Here is a 6,940-nt window from a genome sequence, read left to right as displayed (position 1 = left end):
AGTCAGTAGTCTTATGACTGCTGACTGATTCGTTATATAATTTATGGTTTTTGGAATATGGCAGTTTTCTTTTGAAACTGCCATTTTTCGTTTCAATCCAGCAGAAATAGCTGCTGATATGTCGCCTTGAAAAACAGGCAGGGAGATAAATGCCATGACCGAATCTGTCATGCCTACTTATGGACGTTTGGATATTACTTTTGCTAAAGGGGAAGGTGCTTGGCTGACTGATACCCGTGGCGAGCGATATCTTGATGCATTAAGTGGTATCGCGGTTTGTAATCTTGGTCATTGTCACCCTGCGGTAACGCGTGCCATTTCTGAGCAGGCTGCCACATTGGTACATACCTCGAATTTTTATCATATTGAAAAACAACAGTTATTGGCTGACAAACTGACACAAGTCTCCGGTATGGAGCAGGTTTTTTTCTGTAATTCCGGTGCTGAGGCAAATGAAGCGGCTATTAAAATTGCCCGTAAATACGGTCACAGTAAAGGCATTGATAAACCGGTCATTATTGTTATGGATGGCAGCTTCCATGGTCGGACGATGGCGACCTTGACGGCAACCGGTAATGCCAAGGTTCAGGCTGGTTTTGAACCATTGCTTCCTGGCTTTGTGCGGGTTCCATACAATGACATCGATGCAGTGCGTATGGCAGTCAGTCACTGGCCGGAAGCGGTAGCGATCTTGGTTGAACCAGTGCAGGGTGAGGGTGGTATCAGGGTTCCTGATAGTGAATATTTGTCTGCTATCCGGGATTTATGTACGCAGCGCAAATTACTGATGATGCTCGATGAAGTACAAACGGGTGTTGGTCGGACTGGAAAATGGTTTGCCTTTCAACATAAAGCGGATTTATTGCCGGATGTTATGACATTGGCAAAAGGATTGGGCAATGGTATGCCTATTGGCGCCTGTCTGGTCGCTGGCTTGGCAAAAGGCGTATTACAGGCCGGTAATCATGGTTCTACTTTTGGTGGTAACCCGTTAGCCTGCAGTGCTGCTCTAGCCGTCCTGGAAACGATTGAAAAAGAACAGTTACTGGGGCACGTCAGCAGACTGGGTGAGAAGATGTTTCAGCAATTTAAACAACAGTTGGGTAAGACCGAAGGCGTGAAAGAAGTTCGTCATCTGGGCTTTATGTTTGGTATTGAGTTGACCTCGCCATGTGCAGAGCTGGTTAAATTGGCTTTGCAGGATAAGATTTTGATCAACGTGACGTCTGAAAAAGTCATTCGTTTATTGCCGCCAATGATTATTAATGCTGAGGAAGCGGTATTGATCGTCAATAAGGTAAGTCAATTGATCAAAACCTTTCTGGCGACAAGGCCTGTAGAGAGCGTAGCCTGATATGAGACATTTTCTTACGCTTAAAGATTTATCGCCAGCCGAACTGAGTCAGTTGATTGCACGGGCCACAGAACTGAAAAAGATGCATAAGGCGGGCGAAATCTACCAGCCATTGAAAAATAAAGTTTTGGCAATGATTTTCGAGAAGTCTTCAACTCGCACCCGCGTATCGTTTGAGTCAGCGATGGTGCAGTTTGGTGGTGGTTCAATCTTTTTATCACCCGATGATACCCAACTGGGCAGAGGCGAGCCGATTGAAGATTCCGCCAGAGTCATTTCCAGTATGGTCGATGCCGTAATGATCCGAACCTTTGAACATAGCAAGATCGAAACCTTCGCTAAATATTCATCGGTACCGGTGATCAACGCGTTGACTGATGATTTTCATCCCTGCCAATTGCTGGCTGATATGCAAACCTATCAGGAACATCGTGGTGATATCCGTGGAAAAACGGTTGTGTGGATTGGGGATGGCAATAATATGTGTCATTCCTATATTAATGCAGCTCAACAGTTTGGTTTTAATTTAAATATTGCCACCCCTGAAGGCTATGAACCCAAAACAGAGGTAATCAATGCAGTAGATGCACAGGTCCGTCTGTTTAATGACCCTATACAGGCTGCTGAGCATGCCGATTTAGTGGTAACAGATGTCTGGGCAAGCATGGGGCAGGAAGAGGAACAGCGGAAACGTGAAGCCGCATTTGCTTCGTTTCAGGTAGATAACAAGGTCATGCAACAAGCTGCTAATAATGCTTTATTTATGCATTGTCTGCCAGCACATCGCGGTGAAGAAGTGACAGCAGATGTAATTGATGGTCAGCAAAGTGTTGTTTGGGATGAAGCTGAAAATCGACTACATGCGCAAAAAGCCTTACTGGAGTTTCTTTGCGCCTGAAATGCCGTTAAACGTCGAGTTGCCTGGCTAACGCGGTTAAGCGCTCGACCGTTCCAATATCAGACCACTGCCCCTGATAATGTTGCCCGGTCGCTTTTCGCTGCTCCATAGCCTCAACAAAAAAAGGCTTTAAGGCCAGTTTGGCAGCTGGATGCTCTGCAAACATTTCGGGTCGATAAATTGCAATACCACTGAAGGTCAGTTTGGGTTCACCTTCAAGTGAAAGCAAACCACCGGCATCAAGATAAAAATCCCCAGCAGGATTATGCGCAGGATTATTCACCATAACCAGGTGACATAGTTGCTCTGTAGATAAGTCAATCTTGGCGAGATCAGCAAACGGAAAATCTGTCCAGATATCGCCATTCACTACCAGAAAAGGTTCGTTGCCTAACAGTGGTAATGCCTGAATTATTCCACCAGCGGTTTCCAGCCCGCCAGCGATTTCAGCAGAATATTCAAAATGGGCATGATAGCGTTCACCGTTGCCCAATATTGGCTCAAATTGCTCACCAAGATGAGCGTGATTAATCACAATATCATCAAATCCAGCAGCGACCAGCTTTTCAATCAGATATTCAATCAAGCGTTTTGGACCAGCATGCAGCAAAGGTTTGGGTGTGAGATCGGTGAGTGGTCTAAGCCGTTCACCGCGACCTGCTGCGAGAATCATTACTTTCATTTTATAGCCGCAATTTTAGGTTGTTCAATAAGATATTGATAGAGATTCTGTAGCTCTGGATAGCGTTCACATACTTGATAAACATAATTTAATGTCAATGCTAAATCATTCATATAATTAGGTTTATTATCGCGGTAATTCAGCCGACAGAATATCCCGAGTATTTTCAGATGGCGTTGTAAGCCCATTAAATCAAACCAGCGAGGAAAATTTTGTGCCTGCTCGAATGTTAACAATTCATGCTGTTGAGCCTGTTCAATATAATATCCAACCCACTGCTGTTGTTCCGCCGGAGACCATTGGATATATACATCACGCAACAATGAAACCAAATCATAACTAATGGCGCCCACCACGGCATCCTGAAAATCAATTATTCCCGGTTTTTGTCCCTGCAGGTACATCAGATTTCGTGAATGGAAGTCCCGATGCACAATAACCTGAGGTTGTTCCAAAGCGTTTAGCGTCAAAAAATCGAATGTTGCAGCTAACCATTCGGGCGGATTTAATCCCAAATGGCGCTGCAGAAACCAGTCATCAAACAGTTGCATTTCACGTTGTAATAATGACGCCTCATATTGAGGTAAGGACTGGTTTTCGCAGGGAATCTGCTGCAGGGATATCAGACTGTCAATGGCTTTTTTATAAAGCTCATCTGCCGTTTCAACGGATAACTGCGAAAGGTAAGGCGTATTACCCAGATCGCTCAGTATTAGAAACCCCTGCTGCAGATCCTGTTGATAGATATGCGGAACATTCAATCCGAATTGTTCTAATACAGTTGCGACTTTGATAAATGACTGGTTATCTTCATGTTCTGGAGGAGAATCCATGACAATAAAACTGCTATCCATTTGCTGTAATCGAAAATAACGTCGAAAACTGGCATCGCTGGAGGCAGGTGCTAACGAATAGTTTTTATCGGTTATGAAGCCTTGCAACCATTGTTGCAACTGTTGAAAGCGTATATCTTGTTTATTGTTCATCTGGGATGTGCGTTATTAGTTTAAGAAATCAGGCCAGCAAGTGAGATAACTGAACTGAATTGAATTTGATGGCAGATTGTAGCGTATTCGTAATGAATGGGATAATTTGCCCTATAAGCGCGGTCTCAGCATGGCAACAAAAATTATAAATATCTGGAGAGGATGTAATGCTTAAACACTATTTGGTGGCTGGTTCGATGGCCGTTTTCAGCACTTTTGCAATGGCAGAAGAATCGATCCTGACGCCTTGGGATATGCCCCAGGAATCAATTAACGAAATGACAAGTAATATCACCGCTTACAATAAGTGCATGATGGAGTCTCGCTTAAATGCCAGTAAAACTGGTAAGTCAGCAACCCAAACTGCTGGTGATATTCTGCAATCATGTGAGCCTAAACTCGATGAATTGAAAGAGCTGTTGACGGCTAATAATGTGAATCCTGGTCTTACTGAAGGAATGGCAAGAAGTTTACGTTCAAAAGCAGCCCGTCAGTTAATGGGCCAGACGATGAATAATATGGCAGCTCAGGCTGCAGCAATGGAAAACGTTGAAAAAAGTAAAAAGCAATAATCGACGAGCTATAAAAGCTCAATAGTCTTTACTCGGACTGCTGTGCCAACACATCAATATTTTCGTTGGCCAGCAGTTCTATCAAACGAATCAGCGGTAAACCAATCAAGCTATTTGGATCCTGACCACGTAATTCCTTAAACAGGCTGATTCCGAATCCTTCCGATTTAAAACTTCCTGCACATTGATAGGGCTGTTCAGTTGTTAGATAAAACTCAATCTGTTCTGCTGATAGTTCTCTGAAAACCACTTCAAAATAGTCGACCTCAGATTGCATATTACCTGTGGCAGCATTAAACAAAGCCAGTCCGGTCATAAATGTAACGGTATTACCTGAAGCTGCGGAAAGCTGTTCAATCGCTTTGAGATGATTTCCTGGTTTACCCATTACCTGACCATTCAATACGGCGACCTGATCAGATCCAATAATAAGGCTGTCTGGATACTGGTCAGCAATTTTACGAGCTTTGCTCTCTGCCAGTCGTCTTACCAGTTGGTCTGGTGTTTCATTGGGACTTGGGCTTTCATCAATATCCGGTGAAGCCGTCAGAAAGTTCAAATGTAATTTAGCAAGCAGTTCAGCACGAAAAGGAGAGCTGGAACCTAAAATTAATGTTTGCATGCGTTGTGGTTAACCTAGGTAATGACAGTTGGAACAGTGCGACCAGTAAGCGATTTGATTTTGGCAAGACTATCAGCAAGCTCAATCAAATCTTTCAGTCGTGTTTGGGTGTCTTCAAACAATTTATCCGGATTATCTTCAATAGCTTCGATATACACTCTTAGAGTTGCCCCTTGGGTGCCTGTGCCGGAGAGTCTAAAAATAATACGGCAACCATCAGTAAAGCCAATGCGAATACCCTGGTTTTCAGCAATGCTTTTGTCGACTGGATCGTGATAACTGAAATTATCCGCGTAATCGACGATATACCCATTCAGCGACTGACCCGCTAAGTCAGGTAATTGCTGCTGAAGACCTTCCATCAACTGATTGGCTATCTCACTTGGAATTTCTTCATAATCATGGCGCGTGTAATAATTTCGGCCATATTTCTGCCAATGCTGACGCACGATCTCACTGACTGACTGTTGTCTTATGGCCAGAATATTCAGCCAGAATAAAACTGCCCATAACCCATCTTTTTCACGGATATGATCAGAGCCTGTACCAAAACTTTCTTCACCGCATAATGTGACCATCCCGGCATCCATCAGATTGCCGAAAAACTTCCAGCCGGTAGGTGTTTCATGCATAGGAATATTCAATGCCTGTGCTACGCGGTCAGCAGCCTGGCTGGTGGGCATTGAACGGGCAATACCGTTAAGTCCTTTTTGATAAGCCGGAATTAATTCTGCATTCGCTGCCAGAATAGCCAGACTGTCTGAAGGGGTAACAAATATACCGTGACCCAAAATCATATTGCGATCGCCATCGCCATCCGAAGCCGCACCAAAATCCGGCCCAATATCGGCAAACAGTTCTTCCACCAATTCTGCGGCGTAGGTTAGGTTGGGGTCTGGATGTCCGCCGGCAAAATCGGCTTGTGGAACACCGTTAATGACCGTGCCTGCTTCTGCCCCCAGACGTTTTTCAAGAATTTCTTTTGCATAGGGACCCGTAATGGCATGCATGGCATCAAAACGCATTTGAAAGCGACCATTACATAGCAGGGCTCTGATCGCTGGAAAATCAAAAATATCAGACATCAATTCAGCATAAACAGCAACCGGGTCAATAATATCTATCTGCATATCCTGTAAATATTGTGTCCCTATTTCTGTCAACGAAATATCTGCACATTCCAATATCTGGTAGGAAGAAATACGTTGGCTGTTTTGATATATAGCTTCAGTAATACTCTCAGGAGCCGGTCCGCCATTACGGATATTGAACTTGATACCAAAATCACCCTCCTGACCAGCAGGGTTATGACTGGCAGAGAGTATCACGCCACCAAATGCCTGGTATTTGCGAATGACACAGGATGCCGCCGGCGTTGAAAGCAGACCATGCTGGCCGATAATCAGTCGTTTAAAACCATTGACTGCTGCCATTTTGACAATCGTCTGGATGGCTGTTTGGTTATAAAATCGTCCATCACCGCCAATAACCAATGTTTGTTCCTGAGTGTCACCAACAGAGTCAAACATGGCCTGTACAAAGTTTTCAAGATAATGTTTTTGCTGGAAAACCCGAACTCGCTTGCGCAGTCCGGAGGTGCCAGGACGTTGATCATTAAACGGCTGACTAGTGATGGTGGTCGACATGATATTTCCTGAAAATGGCGAATAATTTTTGATTGGTTAATACAATGTGATTTTGCTTTCCACTGTGATTGTGTCTCACTATACTGAGAACATGTTACGGTCTCAACACTTCAGTAATGCCGCTTTAATGCGAATAGCCAGTTATGCTTCGGTTGCCACTGCATTAGCGCTTATTACTGC

General features: G+C 44.1%; 7 protein-coding genes. 3 read left to right on the top strand and 4 right to left on the bottom strand.

From position 1 onward, the window contains the following. The first annotated feature begins 154 nt into the window (after nt 1-154). Nucleotides 155-1,354, top strand: a complete 1,200-nt coding sequence (locus B3M51_RS05155) for an aspartate aminotransferase family protein (RefSeq protein ID WP_292757312.1) — start codon at nt 155-157, stop codon at nt 1,352-1,354. Nucleotide 1,355: 1 nt separating this feature from the next. Continuing rightward, on the top strand, nt 1,356-2,252 hold the full coding sequence (argF, locus tag B3M51_RS05150) for an ornithine carbamoyltransferase (RefSeq protein WP_292757310.1): 897 nt from the start codon (nt 1,356-1,358) through the stop codon (nt 2,250-2,252). 7 nt (nt 2,253-2,259) lie between these two features. Here the strand turns inward: argF and murU are convergent, their stop codons facing one another. Together murU and B3M51_RS05140 are read right to left on the bottom strand one after the other, a co-directional pair. Beyond that, nucleotides 2,260-2,934 (bottom strand): N-acetylmuramate alpha-1-phosphate uridylyltransferase MurU, encoded by a 675-nt coding sequence (murU, locus tag B3M51_RS05145; RefSeq protein WP_292757308.1) that lies wholly within the window; start codon nt 2,932-2,934, stop codon nt 2,260-2,262. Then, nucleotides 2,931-3,920 (bottom strand): aminoglycoside phosphotransferase family protein, encoded by a 990-nt coding sequence (locus B3M51_RS05140; protein WP_292757306.1) that lies wholly within the window; start codon nt 3,918-3,920, stop codon nt 2,931-2,933. Before B3M51_RS05140 ends, murU begins: the two co-directional genes overlap by 4 nt. Nucleotides 3,921-4,087: 167 nt before the next feature. Between B3M51_RS05140 and B3M51_RS05135 the strand changes: the two genes are divergently transcribed. Then, the gene (locus B3M51_RS05135) at nt 4,088-4,492 is read left to right on the top strand and encodes a hypothetical protein (RefSeq protein ID WP_292757304.1); all 405 of its coding nucleotides are present in this window, start codon (nt 4,088-4,090) and stop codon (nt 4,490-4,492) included. A 28-nt stretch (nt 4,493-4,520) separates the two neighbouring features. On the opposite strand, the gene B3M51_RS05130 is transcribed toward B3M51_RS05135, so the two are convergent. Both B3M51_RS05130 and B3M51_RS05125 read right to left on the bottom strand, forming a co-directional pair. Then, nucleotides 4,521-5,114: a Maf family protein gene (locus B3M51_RS05130; protein WP_292757302.1), complete on the bottom strand. Its 594-nt coding sequence runs from the start codon at nt 5,112-5,114 to the stop codon at nt 4,521-4,523. 14 nt (nt 5,115-5,128) lie between these two features. Next, nucleotides 5,129-6,763 carry an alpha-D-glucose phosphate-specific phosphoglucomutase gene (locus B3M51_RS05125; protein ID WP_292757314.1) on the bottom strand — a complete coding sequence of 545 codons (1,635 nt, stop codon included), beginning with the start codon at nt 6,761-6,763 and terminating at the stop codon, nt 5,129-5,131. Nucleotides 6,764-6,940: the final 177 nt, after the last annotated feature.

Source organism: Methylophaga sp. UBA2689, from assembly GCA_002354555.1.
Taxonomy (GTDB): Bacteria; Pseudomonadota; Gammaproteobacteria; order Nitrosococcales; family Methylophagaceae; genus Methylophaga.
Note: the sequence above shows the minus strand (reverse complement) of the source record. Positions and strands in the feature narration are given on the sequence as shown.

Bases quoted from the DNA above. Each gene is read 5' to 3' on its own strand.
- B3M51_RS05155 (WP_292757312.1), top strand. From the start codon at position 155: ATGACCGAATCTGTCATGCCTACTTATGGACGTTTGGATATTACTTTT.
- argF (WP_292757310.1), top strand. From the start codon at position 1,356: ATGAGACATTTTCTTACGCTTAAAGATTTATCGCCAGCCGAACTGAGT.
- murU (WP_292757308.1), bottom strand. From the start codon at position 2,934: ATGAAAGTAATGATTCTCGCAGCAGGTCGCGGTGAACGGCTTAGACCA.
- B3M51_RS05140 (WP_292757306.1), bottom strand. From the start codon at position 3,920: ATGAACAATAAACAAGATATACGCTTTCAACAGTTGCAACAATGGTTG.
- B3M51_RS05135 (WP_292757304.1), top strand. From the start codon at position 4,088: ATGCTTAAACACTATTTGGTGGCTGGTTCGATGGCCGTTTTCAGCACT.
- B3M51_RS05130 (WP_292757302.1), bottom strand. From the start codon at position 5,114: ATGCAAACATTAATTTTAGGTTCCAGCTCTCCTTTTCGTGCTGAACTG.